This window comes from Bacteroidales bacterium (genome assembly GCA_013141385.1).
Taxonomy (GTDB): Bacteria; Bacteroidota; Bacteroidia; order Bacteroidales; family Tenuifilaceae; genus UBA8529.
Map to the genome: position 1 here is coordinate 408,108 of JABFRB010000002.1, position 20,670 is coordinate 428,777.

The window sequence follows — 20,670 nt, forward strand, 5'->3', positions numbered from 1 at the left end:
TATTCAGATGATTATGAGATACGTGCAATTGTTGAAAAGAAGAGTAATTCTCACAATATGTTTAGTGCTAATTGGAGGATATGCAATTTCGGCCGATTTTACCGATAAGCAAAAGGCTATTATTTATAACGAAGCAATTAAAGCCCTTAAAAACTATCAGCTATACACCAATCAATTGGCTGATCAAGTAGTTGATTTGGTTGAACTTAACAAAACGAGCCAAAAACTGATTGACCTATTCGTTAGCCGCAAGGCTATTGTTTACAACGATCTCGATCCTGCCCACAAATTAAGCGATGTTTATGAGATGGAAACCTATCTTGCAAACCTATTGCTTTGGTATCCCGATGGGATGAAGATCTCCTTGGATTTTGATAACCTTAAGGCAGGAAATATCATTTCGCATGGGAACGATATCTACACCGTTGATATTATGACCTCAAAGCGCATTGATGGCAACTACCTAAATCAGCAAAGAAATAACCTTACAGAGGAATTGCTTTACCGTATTGCATTCTTTCAGAAGAACAACGCATTCGAAAACTATAGGATTGCCGGTATTAGGAGCAATAAAACAAAAACGCTTGCCGATGATTCAAGGCTACTTGCAGAGGTTAAAAGCATCACCTTTTCCGAAAAGGATATGCAGTTGATTAAGGAGCAGACAAAATTCTTGCTGAATGACTATATCAATTTCCTAAACCTACTAACCGATCCCAAGGAGAGCCGTGAGGATAAAACCTATTACAGCATCTCATTTATGGGGCTATTCAAGGATTCAACCCAAAATGTAGCAAACGATATTGAACCAGATCCACAAAAAAGATGGGTGCCATTAAGCGATTACAAGAAAAACATCGTTTCATCGTACCCAGAGGGTATTCGTAATCTTGGACTGAATATCGATTCGGCTCAGTACGGGAAAGTAATACCCGAGGGGAACGAGAAGTATTACATTAACGGGTATATCGATAAGTTTTTCTCGGGGAAATACATGGCAAAAACGGTATTCCGCGATAACGCAAAGTACGACTTCAAGGTATCGTTCGAGCGTGATGAAAACACCTTTAAGAATTTTAAGCTTACAAGTATCGATAAATTTGGGGTTAACCTTTATAGCCAAACTGCTGCCAATGCCACGCAGGAGTTACCCAGCAAGCCCATTTCAACACTTAAAAGAAGCGGTTTATATGTAGGTTTCTCAGTGGGTGGTGGGATTGCAAGTCTTAAAGATCCTAATTTAACCGATAATAAAATACTTTCGTGGTCGGTTAAGGGAAAAAGCACAATAAACCTTCATGCAATAGCTACTTGGTATTTTCACGAGAGGTTGGGGGTTTCAATGGGTCTTGGCTACACTAAATTCAGCGCAAATGCTAATCTCTCAGGGGATTTTCGGAACACAGCATACTCCACCGATTTGAATAATGAATCCTACCTAAAAAATGTTTCCGCAAAATACGACTCCCTCCTAACCGTTAACTGCATATCTATCCCCATAACATTGATATTCCATAGCAATAGCAATCCTGAGAAATGGGGTATTTATGCCGAAACAGGCTTGGTTGCTTCGTTAAATATTAAGTCCAACTTCCATACAACAGGTAACTTTGCAACATCGGGCTACTACGAGCAACACCCTGTTCAGATTATCACTGCGCCTGAATTTGGCTTTGTTAGCCGCTCTAATATCGACAGTAAAGGGAAAAGCGATATTGCAGGTTTTAATTTATCATTTAAAACTTCTGTAGGCTTTACCTATCCTATTAGTTATTTTACAACAGTTTATGTTGGCCCTGAAATTATTTGGGGTTTGAATAACCTATCAAAGGCAAGTGAGTATACCGATGCTTTTGGAAATGCATCCTCGGCAAAAAAGGTTGTAAGTTCAAAATATGGTATTAAGTTTGGATTATCATACAAATTCTAGTAGAAAAATTATAAAACGATGAATATGAGATACGTATTGATTATTATTTTTTGTGGCATCCTTACCAATTCCTACTCTCAGGAGCCCTCAAAAACTGCTGCAAGTAGCAAGGAGGCAAAGATTGTTGATGAGATAAATCTTTCCGATGCCGATATCGAGGTTTTCAAAGAGCAAACAAAGCAGAAGGTTGATGAGTTCCAGCAGCATATTGTTACAATTGGTAGTAAGGATCAACCTGCCGAAAGACGCAGTATGGCTGAAAGGGAGGCGCTAAAGCTCTTCTTCAAAGGTGCAGAGATGCAAACATCCGTTATTATGCCCGATGGCACAGTAACCATCCAATCGCGCCCAATGGAAAAATATCTTGCTCGGTTAAAATCGCTGCCATTTACATCTGTTGTTATCAAATTCTACGACTTAGTTTACATATCAAGCTTTACTAAGGGTCCCGATGGTCGATACTACTCATCGGCAACGGTTATTCAAGAATTCACTGGTTTCACTGGCGATAATCTTGTATACAAAGATGTAACCAAAAAGGAGATTGAAATTGTAATAGATCTAGTTGAAGATAAATTCTTTAACGAGAAAAAATGGAAAGTATTCCTTGGTAACATCAAAGCAACCGAAACCAAGAAGTCATTGTAATGAGCAGGATAAGGCTAATTGCGCTATTTACATTACTCATTGGGAGTAATCTTATCTCCTTTGGGCAGCAAATTCAAGGTTCATCCCTTAGCACCCCAAAGGAGTATTACCTTCAGGTAAAGCAGTTTGGTGAGTTTATCGATAGGTTCAACTACAAATCCGATTGGAAAGGAAACCTAATTAGCGATGAGTTTAAAAAGAAGATATCCCGAACCAGCTACCTTGCATATCTTCTAAATGCCGAAGATCCAAGGCTTAGCAATTCTACCGACTCTTCATACAGGAAAATTTGCAGCGAATTCATTGAATACATTGCAGATTCTATGGCTCCCAAAACAATTAGCCTTTACAGCGGGCAGGTTAAAGCGTTGGCTAAAGTTAATATTACCTACAACGGGAAAGATAATCAGGTTAATATGGAGCTGATCCCCGAAGTACTCTCAGACAGATCAGTCAAATGGGTAATATCTAATATTGATACGGATGTATTCAAATTTAACCCCGATAGCCTACAGAAGTACTTTATTGCGCCCAACAGCCACGAAACCAATTTTATAAACATCCGAAAACTGAATAGCACAAACAATCCCTATTACTTTACATCAACATCGTTGACCAAAACCATTCTTTTTTTGAAAGAGGTAGAGCAAAAACGGATAACCATTCAAAACACCCAAAGCGTTACCTACTATATCAACTTTCCGGGCTGGCAAATCACCGTTGAGGAATTCAACAGAACATCAAACAACTCGGGATGGCTAATTAGTGATATTAGAAAGATTTAAACCCAAATTTAGTTGCTGGTTACTAGTTGCTAGTATCTAGTATCTAGTAACTAGCAACTGCTTCCCTACCTATACCCCACCGATGCATACCCAACCCAATGCCTCAAAGTAGCCTTTGCTGTTTTTCCCATCCGCAAATCCTCAATAGGAATTGGTTTATGATCAATGCTGGTAGAATAACCAACAAATTGCCCCTGTAATGGCTTAGCACCCAGCTGCTCCTGCAAATCTAACGCAGTAATAAGCCCAAAGGGGATGCTATACCTGCCGCACCATGTCCATTTATACTCCTTATAATCATTCTTTTGAACCGTATAATCCACAAACCAACCAACCTTTTCCTTACTTGGAACACCCTTCAAACAGCTATCGATAATTGCATGCTCGTGACTAACAGCCTTTTTATACCCAGCACTATCCACACCATAAGGAGCCATATTCTTACCGCCCCAATCATCATTGCCGTAGTGAACAGCATCTGTAGTAATTAGTAGGGCAATATCATCACCCCATCGCATTTTGCGATTTTTTATCACCTCAGCTATCGATTTTGAAAGGGGCTGCGCAATAGCCTCCATCCTTTCCATTGGCATAAAGGGAACTAGGATTGATACTATTTCAACATCCCTATTAAAGTACTGGAGGAAAGGCAGCATACTCTCAACCGAATGCTCAACCTTTTGTAGGCTATCGTTTACCTGATAGCAACCACTCGGCAACCCTTTAATTATCTCCTCCCTTAACGATGACACTTTGATATTCTTGTATGGCCCATGCCATTGCGTGTAGGAATCGAACACAATTTGATCCGACACATTCATAACCCTAGCCTTATGCGCCACACCAAAAATAATTATCGTTTTAGCCTTTATATTCCCAAGCAGGGCAGGGTATTGCCACCCAACGTAGGTATGATCATCGTGAGGGCAAATGGCAACCCTCCAAGGGGTATCCTGATTAGCCTTGGCATTTGCCAATTCGGCTGTCTGTAACCGATTAATCCTACTCATCACCGAATCAACCTGCCAGCCAAGATGCGCAAAACCAACAGTATCCTTCATTTGCCTTACCTTCTCCTTATTCTTAGCTGATTCTGTAGAATTGCACCCAAGTAGCACAACCGAAACAGCCACAATAAAACTCAAAATCCTTGTCATACCTTAAAAATTTAATAGTTGAAAGCATTGTGATATGCCCAAATATAGGAATTAAGTTGTTGGTATCAAATGGTAAGAGTTCCGAACTTTTTTATCTACATTTATAAGCGTATAACTAAACAAACCATATTCAGCGTCGGTAAAATATCGAAGGGAGGCAAACTCCGATAGGTTCTTCGAACTCTATCGGGTTATCCTTCCACGCAAAAGACCTTCCGGAGTCGATAGACCCGGAAGAGTCTATAAAATATCGCTAGCCAAACAGCACAGAATTGTATATAATAAACTTAACCTTTATGCAAGAACAGGAAAAAGAGACCCAATTGGTTGAAAAAATCAAAACCTTAAGAGCCAGCGGAAAATATCTTCCTGAGATTATTAAGGATCTATCTCCTGACGAGCTCCAACTAATTAACAATGCGGGCATCTCATATAAAACCATCCTCGATGGAAAAGATTACGATAAAATTTACCTTACCAGTGTTTTCTTTTCCATAATTCAACCCGATCCCAATAAAAGTATCCTTTGCCTTAACGAGTTATTAGTAGAATACCACAATGATTACGTATTGTATCGTAATCGTGGCAGTGACAGATCAGATTTAGCGGATTATAAAGGGTCAATTCAGGACTACTCCAAAGCCATTGAGTTGAATCCAGTTTTTGCAGGGACATACTATAACAGAGGGCTTGCTTTCTATGAGCTAAAGCAATTCGAAATGGCAATTCAGGATTACTCCAAAGCCATTGAGTTGAATCCAGATAATGCAATAGTATACTCGCTTAGAGGGATGGTTTTCGGTGAACTAAAACAACACGAAGAGGCAATTCAGGACTACTCCAAAGCTATTGAGTTGAATCCAGCTTTTGCAGGTGCATATAATAACAGAGGGTATGCTTTCGATAAACTAAAACTTTACCAAACAGCCATAGAGGATTACACCAAGGCCATTGAGTTGCAACTAAATTTTGCAGAGGCATATAATAATAGAGGGAATGCTTTAGATAAACTAAAACTTTACCAAACAGCCATAGAGGATTACACCAAGGCCATTGAGTTGCAACTAAATTTTGCAGAGGCATATAATAATAGAGGGAATGCTTTAGATAAACTAAAACAATACCAATTAGCCATAGAGGATTACACTAAAGTCATAGAGTTGGATTCAGATTTTGCAGGGGCATACTATAACAGAGGTCTTGTCTATGAATTATTAGGTTTACATAATTTGTGCTTTCTAGATTTTAGTTCCTACCTATACCTATGTATATACAGTCAGGATATATCCAATCTATCTAAATTAGTTGATTATTTTGAATTCTCTTACCCTCAAAACATTAAAATTATTACAGAAACATTTGAAATTGAACCATCCAGTATAGTATTTTGCCCATTTGAAAGCGCAATAGATAAAATTCGGGATTTTACGCTACTACTAGATTTTTATGAGGCAAAGGAACACTTTAATAATAGCGCTCTGCTGGGCGTTAAGGCACTGCTATACTACTACTTGGGCGGTTCTGTTGCCTCATACATTATTTACGATGAGGAGTTGGATTGCGGCGATTACAAGCTAACATCCCAGGAGCTATACTACTACGCGCTATCGGCCAAGGATGTTAACCTAGAGCATGAAACGGTAATTGCTAATTGCATTTGCGAAATTGCTAAGGAGAATGATACTGACTATTACTATTTAGCCCATTTATACCTGCTACAGAATAGTAAGGAGAATGCCATTGAGGCATTTAAAAAATCCAGTTCGTTTATCTTCTCGCAAATTATGCTTGCTTTCTTAATTGATGATGAGAATGAAAAAGAGGAATATTTAGCCAAGCTAAAAGCCAACCACACCAAAGAGTTTCCTGCACTTGTAAATGCAATAGATAGCCAAGCCACGGATTTATTGCAATTCCAACCCTACTTCCATTACCGTGAATGCTCCGAGGCAATAGAGGACATTAAAACGAATTATGAAATTCCAATTTACTCATGCAATAAACCCTTTTGGGAAACATTCTATTTGGAAGAGCTGGAGAGGGATAGTATAAACGAGGCGATTAACGAAGTAAGAATAAACAAATTGGTTAGCCAGCTAAAAGAGGAATTTACTAAGCATCTGGAGAAAAATATCCCTGAGAATAAGGATGAGATTGTAAATGCATTTTCATACATACTAAAAGAAGTTCTGGAATACGAAGTAACTGATAGATTAGATTACCTGAAAAATCGTATTGATGATGGAAGTGATTTTGAGAATCAGCTTGCAAAGGTTATAAAACATTGGAATCCGGCACAACCAAAACTCTACCTAATTTTTATTCAGTACTATTTTCTTAAAGGCATCATTAACCCCGAGCAAACGTTCTCTCTGTTTATCTATTTAATCAGCATTTTCACCAGGGAAAAGGAAAAGAACTTCGAAAAGTCGTTTGATATTCTGTTTAATATCATAATGGATTCGGGAAAAACCATATTACCCAGCTTAGCGTTGAAAACCACTTTAGGCGTGGCAAAGAATTTAAAGCCTTTCGTTAAAACATTCTTTAACGATTACAATGAATTCGAGATTGAACCCATTAGCGATTACCACAAGTTTAAAGCAAGTATGTGGAAATTTATAGGAATTGAAAAGGAAACGCTATCCGAGAGTCAGTTCAACCAGAAATATAAAGTATTCGAATGGTTCGATACTTACAAATTCGTTTGAAACTCTTAGGAAAGTCAAACTGCCAAGCGCATAAATTCAGTAAAAAAAGTTGCCGCAGGGGATCAGCAAACCGCCAAGTTCTTATACTTATAGGCCGTAGCTCTACGAGGAACAATCTTTACTCTATGGAGATGTGTTGCAGCATTACGGAATATAATCTTTACTCTATGGAGGTATGTTGCAGAGCTACAGGGGTAAATCTATACTATTATGCTGGTGTGCCGTAGCTGTGCGGCACATATATTTAGCCAAAAGTATACCCCGCTGGGAGTAGATTGGTTTCAGCGAATTCGCAAAGTTGTATGGTTAGAGATGCGTAGTTTCATTGTTTTTAAGTAGCGGTTTCTGATGAATTTAGGAAAGGGCTTTCATCAACCAATTTCTCTCAACAGTGTTGAGAGATTTGGAAAACCCTTGTAAATTTCGTAAAACTGCTTCATTCTCCAAAGATTTTTATCGGAAAAGCCTTTGATGTCTGGTTCATTTTGTTGGATATATTTAGCCAATTCTGACACAACAGAATCTCCCCATTCTGCAAGTTCAATTTTTTTGCTAATATGTTCCCCAATGTTCCAATAAAGGTTAATCAACTCTGTATTAACAACTTTTATAGCATTAATTCGAGAATATTTTATGAGCTGAATAATATCAATAAACCGTTTGTCCATTCTTTCAGTTTTGAACAAAGCTATAAATTTTTACCCTTATTTTTTTCAACAATGCTGGGACTTTTTAATTCTTACATGTTACCTTGCTCGGGAAAGTTTACTTTCAGCGAATTCGCAAAACACACTCGGTTCTATTTGGGCTGATGGTGCATTTGGAGTTCTTAACGCTTTTTGGTAGTTTTACTAACGGGGAGATAAGAAAAAAGTTTCAACCGAGCGTTATTTGCGAGCTCACCGAAGGTAAACTCCCAAACACAACAAATACTACCCGCAAGTGTTGTGGCTATTAAAATTTTTTTAGCAAAAACTATTTGGAAATTGTCCCCCTTATAAAGTTTCAATCGTTATGTAAATGAACTTTAAAATTTATAAGCCATGAAAGAATTTGCATTAATTTTCAGATTGAACAAAGAATCGAATACCAAACCATCACCTGAACAAATACAGGAGCGGATGAATTGGTTAGGTAACATCGCGGCTCAGGAGAAATTGGCGGACAAAGGAAATACCTTATCCCCTGTTAATGCCAAAATTGTTAAGCCGGGAAACGTTGTAACAGATGGCCCTTATGCTGAAATTAAGGAGATTATCAGTGGTTATATGATTGTTAGAACGGAAACCATTGAGGAGGCAGTTGAATTTGCCAAAGCTAACCCTATCTTCAAAATTGGTGGAAATATTGAGGTTCGTGAAGTATTGCAACTTTATAACAAAAAGTAAAACCGATTGTGCAAAAACCGTAAATTAGGAAATATGCTTTTGTTAAACCTGTTTTGGTTAGAATATTTCAAGGAGGCTGTCTAAAAAGAATTTTCACGCAAAGAACGCCAAGTTTTCGCAAAGTTCGCTAAGCATATTATTCATTATTTCAACACTTTACGATCTTAGAGGTTTTTCTTTGCGGGCTTTGCGAGAACTTATTTTGACTTTTTAGACAGCCTCTTTGGATTAAACTACACCAGCTAAATGTAGTTTCTATAAAAGAACTATTTTTATCCAATAAATTCTGTTGTGAACATTAAACCTTGCATAATATGAAAGAATTTGCATTAATTTTCAGAGCAACTAAAGGAACTGATGATAAGCCATCCCCTGAACAAATACAAGAACGAATGAACTGGTTAAGCAGCATTGCTGTTCAAAACAAATTGGCAAATAATGGTGTTAGCTTATCGCATATTAGTGCAAAAACCGTTAAAGCAGATAACATTGTAACAGACGGCCCTTATGCCGAAATTAAGGAATTTATTAGTGGTTTTATAATCGTAAAAACGGAGACAATTGAGGAGGCGGTTGAATTGGCAAAGACCAATCCAATTTTCAAAATTGGTGGCAATATTGAAGTTAGGGAACTTTTACATCTTTATGACAAAAATTTAATTTAATGAGTAGTACTTGGGTATCAGAAAATGAACTTTTACCCAACCTGTTCAGGTTAGAGTATTCCAAGATGATAGCTGTATTATGCCGTTATTTTGGATTAAAAAATATTGAGATTGCTGAAGATATTGTTAGTGAAACATTTTTAAAAGCATCGGAAAATTGGCCCATTAATGGCATCCCTGAGAATCCTACCGCTTGGCTTTATACGGTTGCTAACAACAAAGCAAAAGACTATTTAAAGCATGTGTCAATTTTTGAGAATCAAGTTAGGAATGCTATAAAAGAGGATGAAATCCTGAAAGAGCAGGATTTCGACTTTACCCATCAAAACATTGCAGATAGTCAATTAGCTATGATTTTTGCTGTTTGTAACCCCAGTAATTCTAAACAAGCACAAATCAGCTTAGCGCTTCAAGTTCTATGTAGTTTCAGTATAGAGGAAATTGCAAGTGCCTTTCTTACAAAAACTGAGACCATTAAAAAGTACTTGCAAAGAGCTAGAGCCAATCTCCGCAACAACAGTTTTCAAATAAGAAAATTGCCCGAAGCAGATATAAAGTCAAGGCTTGATACAGTTTTAAAGACGTTGTACCTGCTATTTAATGAGGGCTATTTTTCAAAAACCAACAATCAGCTAATTCGTAAAGAACTTTGCTCAGATGCTGTAAGGCTAATGCTTATCCTAACAGAAAACCCATTAACTGATACACCACAAACCAATGCGCTGCTTGCCTTGATGTGTTTTCAAAGTTCGAGGCTTGATGCTAGAACCGATGACAGCGGAAAGATGATTCTGTTTGAAGAACAGGACAGGAGTTTGTGGAATAACGACCTAATTGAAAGGGGTAATTATTATCTGGTCAAAGCTTTTTCGGGTAATGAGATTTCAAAATACCATCTGGAGGCTGGAATTGCCTACTGGCATACTATTACAACTGATAAAAATAAATGGGAGCAGGTATTACAGCTATACAACCAACTTATTATAATCGAGTATTCTCCAATAACTGCTTTAAATAGGATATTTGCTTTTGCAAAAGTTTATGGCAATGAAAAAGCAATACATGAAGCCAAGAAACTGAACCTAACTAAAAACAGCTATTATCATAAATTATTAGGCTATCTATATGAAGAAGTGAACATTGATGAAGCGATTGCCCATTACAACACAACCATTTCACTGACCAAATCCAAAACTGAAAAACAAAATCTTGCAAAAGAAGTGGAACGACTGAAACATAGAAAATTGGGTAGGTAGGAAAAAATCTCTATACAAATCTCTTGATTAACTCTTCAGTCGTGAATTCGCTTTACTTAGTTCTGTTCTTCAGTTCAGTCGTTTATTGTTTGGCCTAATTACCTTCGTTAGTCGGGCTCTCCCCTTGGCCGGGCTAGAGCCTTGTTCTCTCAAAACCACTTTGCTAGTTACCAGTCCTTAAGGAATTCGCAACTAATTGTAAGGTGCTTTTATCCTTAAGTTTGCTCCTCCACTTTAAATAACTTTTGCTATATTTACAATTCAAGGTACATATCCTCCTGCATAAAACAAAATTCTATGGGATAAATAATCCTGATAATACAGCATTGCGAACAGCTTTATGGAGAGCATTGCACATTTTTGCCGATGACAAACCTTATATCATTGAGGATATTATAGGGTTTAACCTAATCAAACCTGAAAAGGATTGGCAAGAACGCCCTGATATGAAATACACAAAACGACTTCGTGCTTCCATTGTTGCTCGTGCCCGTTTTATTGAAGATATAGCCAAGGAACAAATAAAAAAAGATGTAAAACAGTACGTTTTGCTTGGTGCTGGGCTTGACAGTTTTGCCCTACGAAATACGGAAATCGGTTCACAAGTTGACATTTATGAAATTGACCAACCCAACACATTAGTTTGGAAAGAAGAAAAACTTATTGAAAATGGCTATAAAATTCCAGAAAATCTTCATTTTATTCCTGTTGACTTTGAAATTTCATCTTGGTGGAATGAACTATTGAGTAAAGGTTTTGACATCGGTCAAGCGACTTTTGTTTCCTGCACAGGTGTTACGCTTTACCTTACTAAAAACGCAATTATAGACACACTTAAAAAAATGACTTCACTTGCTTCTGGTTCAACTATTGCAGTGGCATTTTATTTACCCTTGGACCAAATTGATATAGAAGACCAACCTTTAATGGAAATGTCGATAAAAGGAGCAGCCGCATCAGGAACACCGTTTGTGAGTTTTTACTCGGTTAACGAAATTGTTACGCTTGCGGAAGAAGTTGGATTGAAAGAAATGTACACCGTTTCAACAAAGGATATGATGGAAAGATACTTTAAAGATAGAACTGACAATCTGATACCTGCAAGCGGAGAGTTTTTCTTGATCGCAAAAACATAAAAACACCTCTAATACAGCGACTTGTACATGAATACGTACAAAATACTAAAACTTGGTAAGAACACTTCTTCTAACAAATCAATCATTTTTTCTGCTGACAATAAATGGGAAATGCAAAGTTGAACACCAAATGAAATGAGTAACATGCGTAAAAAATTATCAATAGCCTACTGCTAGATTACCCTGAAAAAATAAAATGAATTTCCGTGAATAATGAACTATTAATATCGTTTTAGTAGTATGGTGCAAAAGTGCAAAATTTGAACATTAGGCCTCACTTTAATATTTAAAATTTATTGAACAATAGTATTTTGATAACTCCCAATAATTGTAATGTTTGTAAATGCTAGCAGTCATTTCAAGAATCGGTTTTAAGCTCAGCAAAAAAACTGAGATTAACGGTAGAAACATTTGGCCAAATTACTTACAGTTGCTTTTAACAGTTTTATTTGCAGCACATTGCACAACACAGGCATATGTAAATTTTGCATAATTTGATAAATAGAACAATATAAACTATATGAACCCTATTGTTTACAAAGCCTATCACCCAAAAAGGAAAACTAGTAATTGCTATGTATATTCATAGCGTCCAAAATAAATCTATTAAAATGTTCATCTTTTTACTTATTGTAACTCGGGTACATTATTTTTCAATTGCCTATAAAATTGCTACAGAAAGCTGGACTTATTCGGGATTTCCAACTAAACAAAATTAGTTTGTACTTATTACTATGAATTAGGATTTTAATAAAAAGTATTTTCGCAAATTCAAGCAAATTAAAAAATTGGTAACTTTGGATTTCTATATGCACCGCTTTGACAATTGGCTCAAAATACTTGCACAAATGGTAATTACAAAACAATTAAATGAGTTTAATTATTGGAGGATTTATCATATTTTCACATTTCTTACAACACCCATAGCTGTTTAATTTTTATTACAATCTTTAGAAAATTTGCAATTGTTTTTCTATGTGCCTTTGCTTTCAACGGATACAAAAAACTTTCTTCGAAAAGTTTCCTCAATCAAAAAGTATTTATAGATAAAGCGCAAACATTTTTGGGAATAAACTTACTTAACTACATTCATCGATTATTAAAAGGATAAAACATGAAAAAAGCTATTCTAATAACCACAATTATCGCAGGTTCCTTAGATATTTCCGCTGCGTTTATTCAAAGCTATTTTATGTATAACGTTATGCCCTCAGGAGTATTGCAATTTATTAGCAGCGGTATTTTAGGAAGTGCGGCTTATTCAGGAGGGTTTGGTATAATTGCATTAGGATTACTTGTGCACTATTTAATTGCCTTGTCGTGCACAGCTTGTTTCTTTTGGCTATATCCCAAATGGCGTATTTTCAACCTAAGTATTTGGCTTAATAGTGTATTAATAGCTCTAATTACATGGGTGGTTACTTCTCAAATTATAGTTCCATTGAGCAGGATAAAACACAGAAATTTTGATGTTCATAAAGCATTCATAGCTTTAACAATCTTAGTAATTTGTATAGGTATTCCAATAGCTTACTTTGCCAAAAAATACTACGAACAAAAAGATCAATAAAAACTTTTAAAAAGTGTAAACCAATAATTCAATGAAAAAGGTATTATTTACTTTAACATTTTTACTGGCAAAAACTATAGTTTTTACTCAAACCATTGAACGCATTGAACCCAATAGCTGGTGGGTTGGAATGAAGTATAACACCATAACATTGTTGGTTTATGGGAATAAAATTTCTGATTTGCAACCAGCAATTTCTTATCCCAACGTTCAATTGATAAAAACTGATACCGTTGAAAACAAAAATTACCTTTTTATCACGCTTAAAATAAATGCTTCTGCAATACCCGGTATTGCTAAAATAACTTTCAATAAAAAGGGTAAGGTTTTAATAACAAAGGACTTTCAAATCTTACAGCGTGAAAAAAACAGCGAAAAAAGAGAAAGCTATACACAAAAGGATGCAATCTATCTTATTGTACCAGATAGATTTGCTAATGGCGACAAGACAAACGACAATGTTCCTTCACTTCTAGAAAATTCTTCGGATAGAAAAGGTGAAGGCAAAAGGCATGGTGGGGATATTCAAGGAATTATAAACAACTTAGGCTATATTCAATCTTTAGGTCTCACTCAAATTTGGTGTACGCCTTTGATTGAAAATAATGAGCCCGAATACTCATACCATGGATATGCAGCTACGGATTTTTATAAAATTGACCCGCGATTTGGCACAAATGAACTCTTTAGACAATTGGTCCAAGAAGCTAAAAAGAAAGGCATAGGGTTGATTTGGGATGTTGTTTTAAACCATTGTGGAACTGAATACTATTTTATAAAAGATTTACCATCAAAAAATTGGGTTAATTTTCCCGACAAGTATAGGCGTTCTAACTTCTTAAAAACAACATTAACTGATACCTATGCCACAGAAATTGACAAAAAGGAATATACCGATGGTTGGTTCGATAGTTGTATGGCCGATTTAAACCAGCGAAATCCTTTTCTGGCTAAATTTTTAATTCAGAATACTATTTGGTGGATAGAGTATGCAGGCCTCTCGGGTTTAAGGGAGGACACCTATTCTTACGCCGATAAAGACTTTTTATCGCAATGGGCAAAAACTATTCTTGAGGAATACCCCAAATTTAATATAGTAGGCGAAGAAATGACAAGGATTGTATCGCAAGTAGCTTATTGGCAAAAAGGTAAGCAAAACTTTGATGGCTATACATCCTATTTACCCACCCTAATGGATTTTTTGTTAAATGATAATGTTGTTTCTAGCTTAACCAGATCAAATGATTGGTTTTCGGCATGGAGAGATATATACCAGTGTGTTGCACAAGATTATCAATTCCCTAATCCAGAAAATCAGTTAATATTTCCAGATAACCACGATTTGGATAGATTTTATACAAGGTTGAATAAAAAATTTGACCATTGGAAACTTGGTATTGCTATATATATGACCATGCGGGGCATTCCTCAATTTTGTTATGGTACAGAAGTTTTGATGACCAATGATAAATTAGGAAATGATGGACTTCGTAGAGGCGACTTTTATGGAGGATGGGATGGAGACACCAAAAATGCTATAACAGGTATTGGCCTTACGGAAGAAGAAAAATGTGCAAAAGAGTATTTCTCTAAATTACTTTCTTGGCGAAAAACAAATTCCGCTATCACAAATGGCAAATTTATTCATTACGCCCCTCAACAAAATGATGTTTATGTATACTTTAGGTATAATGATAAACAAAAAGTAATGATCATTCTAAATAAAAACAGCGAAAATGTTACACTTGATATTAAAAGGTACTCTCAAATGATATCAAGCAAATTCAAAGCAAAAGAGATAATTTGCGATAAAGAATTTATTGTGGAAGACTCTTTAATAATTCCATCTAAAACTGCAATGATATTGGAAATAAAATAACGTTAGCTCAATGTAAACATAACATATTGATTCTAAGCATAGTATTTGATTGCTGCTCTGTTATGCTGAGCGAAGTGAAATCCAGAGGATTCGCTGAAAGCAACCATCTAGTTTTTAGATAATTATATCCTTCGCTTCGCTCATAACCGAGCTGCCATTTCGGCGCAGCCAATGACACCTTAAATCGACTCACGTTAATTAAATATATCATTAAAAAGGAAGGATTTAGCGATCATTTAAGTCCTATTCTAGCTAGCTGGTTAAAATATCGTGCTATGACTATCATTGTTGTTTGGGCATTGTCAATTTTAATTTCCCTTATTTTCCCTATCATTTCGAGATTTTTTTCCTTCTTATATTTATTTTACAGTATTATATTGACAGGCATTTCAGAAAGGAACAAAAGAAGCACAAAAATTAAAAATAGACGAAAAGGGTTTCTTCGACTTCACTTCTAAATCGAATCTTTCATCGGGCTTGTGACTGAGATTGGCTAAAAATGTAAAACTTGTTTGGTAATTTTCTATTTCATATCAAACTCTTTACTAAGTATGTTTTGTCTTCTAGTGCAGTTGATGCAAATGTGCTACCCTTAAGTTAGTTTTTAGCAGATAAAAAAATCTACAGTAAACTAGCATCTACTGCTCAAACTTTAGTAATTTTAGCAACAAGCCAATGAAAAATAACTTTTTCTGTTATAGGCGCAATTATTTATATTGGAAAACAAATTTTTGAAAATATTTCTAAAACGTTTTAATATGAAAATTTTTGCTAAAAGTAAATATTATCTACTTTTCTCGGTTTTACCAATTGTAATAATTTTTGGTGGTCTTAAAGTTGGAGTTCACTTGCTTGGTTGGGAAGTTATTCCCAAGGAGATGACTTCTTTTTTTCCAAGTATTTTGACAGGAATTATCTTTTTACTTGGCTTTCTATTAGCAGGTGTGGTTACTGATTATAAGGAAAGCGAGAAAATACCAAATGAGTTAGCCGCTTCTCTATATACCCTTTGGCATGAAGTTGAATATGTAAAGCATGTATCAAATTCGAAGTACGCTGAAAATTTGAAATCAAAGATTAAAAACTTTATTCCAACTTTAAAGAGAGATTATTTTGTATTACGAAATGATAATTTGGAAAAGCTGCTAGATTCGTTTTCATCTGATATTATAGATATGGGCAAAGAGGGCGTTCCGCCAAATTATATCGTTAGAATGAAAAGTGAAATAACTACGCTTAAGAAAACCATTAATCGAATATCAATAATTAAAAGCACCGATTTCGTACCCTCTGTTTTTATTTCAATAAATACAATTGCTGTAATATTTCTAATTGTTTATTGTTTGCTTAGCGTTGAACCATGGTGGGTAGGAGTTGTACTTGTGAGCATTTTCACTTTTATAATTTTCTCTATACTTTTCTTGATAAAAGATATGGACGATCCGTTTGAATACGATGAAAGTGACGATGTAAAATCAGACGAAGTTAGCCTTGAAGTTCTTGATAATTTGCAAAAGGAATTCAAAGACAAATGATTTAAAAGGAATGACTTTTGATTAAAAACTTCTTGTTCGGCTTAGGCGTAAAGTCTAAGCCGTTTTTTTTGCTTGTATCTAAGATATAAACTCATCTAACAATTTCTTATAAAAAATTCGAAGGCTTTGAGCCACAAGAACAACCTTTGATAGAATACATTGGCATGCAATAGTTCAGTAATACCTATTTTTATTTTCTTCAAAAATACATTAATCAAAAAAACATGTTTTTGTCTAATCGTACGTTAATTTGTACGAATCGATAAAGGCTTGTTTGTACTATTATATCACTTTTGCAGCATTGGAAATAAATTGAATTAAAAGATAATATAATCCAATAAGGATTTTTATTACTCTATTAATATCAGCATCCAAGAAATTCTTTGAATAGCCGAAGTTAAATGGCATTAGTACAAATTGCTAGGATGTTTCACAAAATTATTTTAGCGTAATAATTATTCTATTTAACGTCATGAAAAACAACTATTTATTGGATAAATAATTTTTCTTTTTTATTAATTTAATTAACCAGTATGAAAAAAGAATTACTCTCACAATTTTCGTTTTTCTTGTTTGCATTGCTTATCTCCTTTCAGGCGACAAGTGTTTATGGTGGAACTGGTTTCCTCCCTGTTGCTGGAACAGACTGCAACGTACCATTTACTGCAGTAAAAGGTATCAACCATTCCGACCACACTGGTGTAGTAGATCAATGGTTTACCTACACAGCAACATCTAATTGCCTAATCACAGTTTCCTCGTGTGGTTACACTACCAAAGCAACAAGTTTTTATGTTTTTGATAATTGTTCTGGCTCTGGACAACGCTATTCCAGACAATGTGGTACAACTACTCCCTATCAAAGCCAAATGGTTTTCGAGGCGGTTTCTGGGCAAACATATTTAATCAAATGGCTCAACCTTGGTGCTGCTGAGAGCTATGACTGGTCGTTAACCGAATCGCCATTACCAACCGGAACAAAATACTCAACAGCTATACCCGCTATTGAAGGTAATAATAGTACTTATCACTATGGGAATTCTGTGGATCAGTGGTATTCCTTCTCTCCAAATGTTGATGGGATGTTTGAATTATCATACCACATAACTGGATTTATGATGGAAAAGGTTGGCGGAATTTTATATCTCGAAACCTCCGAAGGTGTTTTGACTCAAATAGCCAAATTAAGCGATCTAAAAATAAATATCATAGTTGCAAAAGGGAAGAAATACTATTTACGATGGTCAAAGGATAATTCCGATTTACAGTCATGGTCACTAAACTTTCAACCCATGGCGCTTAAACCTGGTGATATGTGCGAATCACCTATAACTGCCATACAAGGTATTAACTCCGCATCAAACGTTACCGGTTCACAGTGGTTTTCATATATCCCTGCTATTGATGGAGTAATGACTGTTTCTACTTGTGGCATGACTACCGAAGATACCAGAGTATATATTTACGATGGTTGCAATGTAGTAGACATAGACAATTCGGATGATGATTGTGGTGAAGGTGAAGGTTTTCAAACCGAAATTTCGGTAAAGGTTACTAAGGATACAAAGTACCTGACAAAATGGGTTGACGACTACACATCGGATACCTATAATTGGAATCTATCCATGAGTCCATTCTCCAATGTAACAGATATAAAATCATTCTCCTTTGCAGGGATTACAACCAGTAGTACTATTGATGCAACGAATCATACCATAAATGTGGTGGTAGGTAAAAATGTAGACAAATCCTCACTAATTGCTACCTTCAACCTTTCGGCTGGAGCTTCAACTACCATTGGAACTGACACTCAGGAAAGTGGTATAACATCTAACAACTTTTCAACAGCCAAAACCTATACTATTATTGCCGAAGACAATACTACCAAAACAGACTGGACGGTTACAGTAACAAACGCCTCAGACCTAAGCAGCGAAAAGGCTATACTTACTTACACGATGACTAGTATTACTGATTCAACGGTGTTTGATGCGGCTAACCATAACATTAAGGTTTACATTCCTTACACTCTGTCTGTTAATAATTTAGTTGCACAATTCACCCTTTCCAACTTTGCAACTGTGGCAATTGGGGCTACTACTCAAATAAGTGGTAGTACTCCTAACGACTTCACAACGGATAAAACCTACACCATCACTGCCGAGAATGGTACAACGCAGAATTGGGTTGTTCAGGTTATTACAAATACTAAACCCCTTGGCGAAACATGCTCGGATCCAAAAATTGCAGTTGAAGGGGTAAACCATTCCGACAAGGTTTTTAGCCCACAATACTACATGTACACACCAACACAAACTGGATACATCAGTTTAACTTACTGTGGTGAAAATAGTAAAGAGGCAATCATTTACTCCGATTGTTCCACCTCGGAATTGGATAATAACATCAATTGTGGCGAAGAAATTAAATGGGCGGTTGAAGTTGGAGTTCCAATCTATATTAAATGGTATAACTTAAATGGTGATTCATGGACATTAACCCAGCATGGCGGTCTTCAATCGGGAAAACAGATTGAGTATATCTCATTTATGGGTGGCAAAATGGATATGGAAACGCCAATCGATCAAATAAACCATACAATAAGTGCAATGGTTGAGCCATTTTTTAACCTGTCGAGCATAATGACCCAGTTTGGACTTTCATTTGGTGCTAAAGCTTATATTGGAACAACTCAAATCTATTCTGACGATATTATTAATTTTACCAACCCCGTAACAATTACCGTTAAAGCACAAGATGGTGGCTCTCAGGATTATCTTGTAACAGTAACCCATAGACCTCTTGAAATAGGCAATAGCATAACTTCTTTCGCCCTAACCCAGCAAACTGGGCAAGCGGTTATCGATAGTACAAATCATACTGTAAAATTGGGAGTTGCCTCAGGCACTGTTATTACAAATCTAATCCCTCGTTTTACTCTTTCTCTAAGTGCTACTGCTAAAATTGGAGCGGTCAATCAATCTTCTGGTCAGTCCTTCGTAGATTTCACAAATCCTGTAGTATATTCGGTAAAATCGGAAGAGGTAGTAATTGGACCACCGATTAAATCGGGAAAAGCAGTAACTCAGGATTGGACTGTAACTGTTACCGTTGGTACCGTTCAAAATATCTATGCCGATATTACCTCGATACGCCTCAATGAGCAAACCCAACCAGCAACCATTGATATTGCCAATAAAACAATTACTTTTTTGGTTGCGCAAGGAACAGATCGTTCGGCTCTTATACCAACATTCTACCTATCATCAGGTGCAACAGCAAAAATTGGTACAACCCCTCAGGTAAGCGGTGTAACCTCAAATAATTTTACAACTCCACTTGTTTATGCTGTTACTTCTGAAGATGGCTTAACCACTAATAATTGGACAGTAAAGGTAAAGAATACTGAAACTAGCATTACTTCTTTTAGTTTACCCGCTCAAATAAGTAGCACTATTGATCCTATTAATAAAACCATTGCAGTAGTTATGCCTCAAGGTTCTAATATAACCAGCTTAGTTTCTACTTTTACCCTCTCAACTGGAGCAACTGCTAAAGTTGCCACAATGGTTCAGACTAGTGGTGTTACTGCAAATAATTTCACAAATGCTGTTGTATATGTTATTACAGCAGAAGATGGAGTTACTATTCAAAATTGGACAGTTAACGTATCTGTTGCAAGTGGTATAAATGAAAATCCTGCTGAAGTAGGATTGGATGTATATCCTAATCCATCGAATGGTATTTTCCATGTTAAACTAAACACTGCATTAAAAGGAACTATCAAGTTGGATGTATTTTCTGTTACTGGAGCAATGGTAATGAGCAAGTTTGTTGATAGTAGAGAAGAACAGATTATTGATATTGACTTAACAGGTAAACAAACTGGTGTTTACTATGTAAGAATTCAATTTTGTGGGGAGAGAAGTACCTTGAAGCTAATTCTTAAGTAGGAAATCTTTAAGGTATATTGGTTTAGAAATGAAATGGCTACCAAAAAATGGTAGCCA

General features: G+C 36.0%; 14 protein-coding genes. 12 read left to right on the forward strand and 2 right to left on the reverse strand.

Features of this window, described 5'->3' with window-relative positions; translation table 11 throughout:
• The first annotated feature begins 13 nt into the window (after positions 1-13).
• Genes HOO91_02860 through HOO91_02870 form a run of 3 tightly spaced genes read left to right on the forward strand, consistent with a single transcriptional unit; the run spans position 14 to position 3,363 of the window.
• A complete protein-coding gene (locus HOO91_02860) occupies positions 14-1,930 on the forward strand; it encodes an outer membrane beta-barrel protein (GenBank protein ID NOU16483.1) in 1,917 nt (638 codons plus the stop codon).
• Between the two features lie 24 nt (positions 1,931-1,954).
• On the forward strand, positions 1,955-2,578 hold the full coding sequence (locus tag HOO91_02865) for a hypothetical protein (protein NOU16484.1): 624 nt from the start codon (positions 1,955-1,957) through the stop codon (positions 2,576-2,578).
• Entirely contained in the window at positions 2,578-3,363 is a 786-nt protein-coding gene (locus HOO91_02870; GenBank protein NOU16485.1) for a hypothetical protein, read from the forward strand. The genes HOO91_02865 and HOO91_02870 overlap by 1 nt, the downstream gene beginning before the upstream one ends.
• Before the next feature lie 65 nt (positions 3,364-3,428).
• On the opposite strand, the gene amrB is transcribed toward HOO91_02870, so the two are convergent.
• Positions 3,429-4,520, reverse strand: a complete 1,092-nt coding sequence (gene amrB, locus HOO91_02875; GenBank protein ID NOU16486.1) for an AmmeMemoRadiSam system protein B — start codon at positions 4,518-4,520, stop codon at positions 3,429-3,431.
• Between the two features lie 296 nt (positions 4,521-4,816).
• Here amrB and HOO91_02880 point away from each other — a divergent pair, with 296 nt between their 5' ends.
• On the forward strand, positions 4,817-7,231 hold the full coding sequence (locus HOO91_02880) for a tetratricopeptide repeat protein (protein ID NOU16487.1): 2,415 nt from the start codon (positions 4,817-4,819) through the stop codon (positions 7,229-7,231).
• Positions 7,232-7,602: 371 nt separating this feature from the next.
• On the opposite strand, the gene HOO91_02885 is transcribed toward HOO91_02880, so the two are convergent.
• Entirely contained in the window at positions 7,603-7,899 is a 297-nt protein-coding gene (locus tag HOO91_02885; GenBank protein NOU16488.1) for a hypothetical protein, read from the reverse strand.
• A 375-nt stretch (positions 7,900-8,274) separates the two neighbouring features.
• On the opposite strand from HOO91_02885, the gene HOO91_02890 reads away from it, so the two are divergent.
• The 8 genes from HOO91_02890 (at position 8,275) to HOO91_02925 (ending at position 20,613) form a co-directional block, all read left to right on the forward strand.
• Positions 8,275-8,619, forward strand: coding sequence for a transcription initiation protein (locus HOO91_02890; GenBank protein ID NOU16489.1), 345 nt, complete (start codon positions 8,275-8,277; stop codon positions 8,617-8,619).
• Between the two features lie 314 nt (positions 8,620-8,933).
• Positions 8,934-9,284 (forward strand): transcription initiation protein, encoded by a 351-nt coding sequence (locus tag HOO91_02895; GenBank protein ID NOU16490.1) that lies wholly within the window; start codon positions 8,934-8,936, stop codon positions 9,282-9,284.
• Between the two features lie 65 nt (positions 9,285-9,349).
• Positions 9,350-10,540, forward strand: coding sequence for an RNA polymerase subunit sigma (locus HOO91_02900; GenBank protein ID NOU16491.1), 1,191 nt, complete (start codon positions 9,350-9,352; stop codon positions 10,538-10,540).
• A 302-nt stretch (positions 10,541-10,842) separates the two neighbouring features.
• Positions 10,843-11,676, forward strand: a complete 834-nt coding sequence (locus tag HOO91_02905) for a class I SAM-dependent methyltransferase (protein NOU16492.1) — start codon at positions 10,843-10,845, stop codon at positions 11,674-11,676.
• A gap of 1,114 nt (positions 11,677-12,790) precedes the next feature.
• The gene (locus tag HOO91_02910) at positions 12,791-13,246 is read left to right on the forward strand and encodes a hypothetical protein (protein NOU16493.1); all 456 of its coding nucleotides are present in this window, start codon (positions 12,791-12,793) and stop codon (positions 13,244-13,246) included.
• Positions 13,247-13,277: 31 nt separating this feature from the next.
• The gene (locus HOO91_02915; GenBank protein ID NOU16494.1) at positions 13,278-15,125 is read left to right on the forward strand and encodes a glycoside hydrolase family 13 protein; all 1,848 of its coding nucleotides are present in this window, start codon (positions 13,278-13,280) and stop codon (positions 15,123-15,125) included.
• A 758-nt stretch (positions 15,126-15,883) separates the two neighbouring features.
• Positions 15,884-16,660 (forward strand): hypothetical protein, encoded by a 777-nt coding sequence (locus HOO91_02920; GenBank protein NOU16495.1) that lies wholly within the window; start codon positions 15,884-15,886, stop codon positions 16,658-16,660.
• A 533-nt stretch (positions 16,661-17,193) separates the two neighbouring features.
• Entirely contained in the window at positions 17,194-20,613 is a 3,420-nt protein-coding gene (locus tag HOO91_02925) for a T9SS type A sorting domain-containing protein (protein ID NOU16496.1), read from the forward strand.
• Positions 20,614-20,670: the final 57 nt, after the last annotated feature.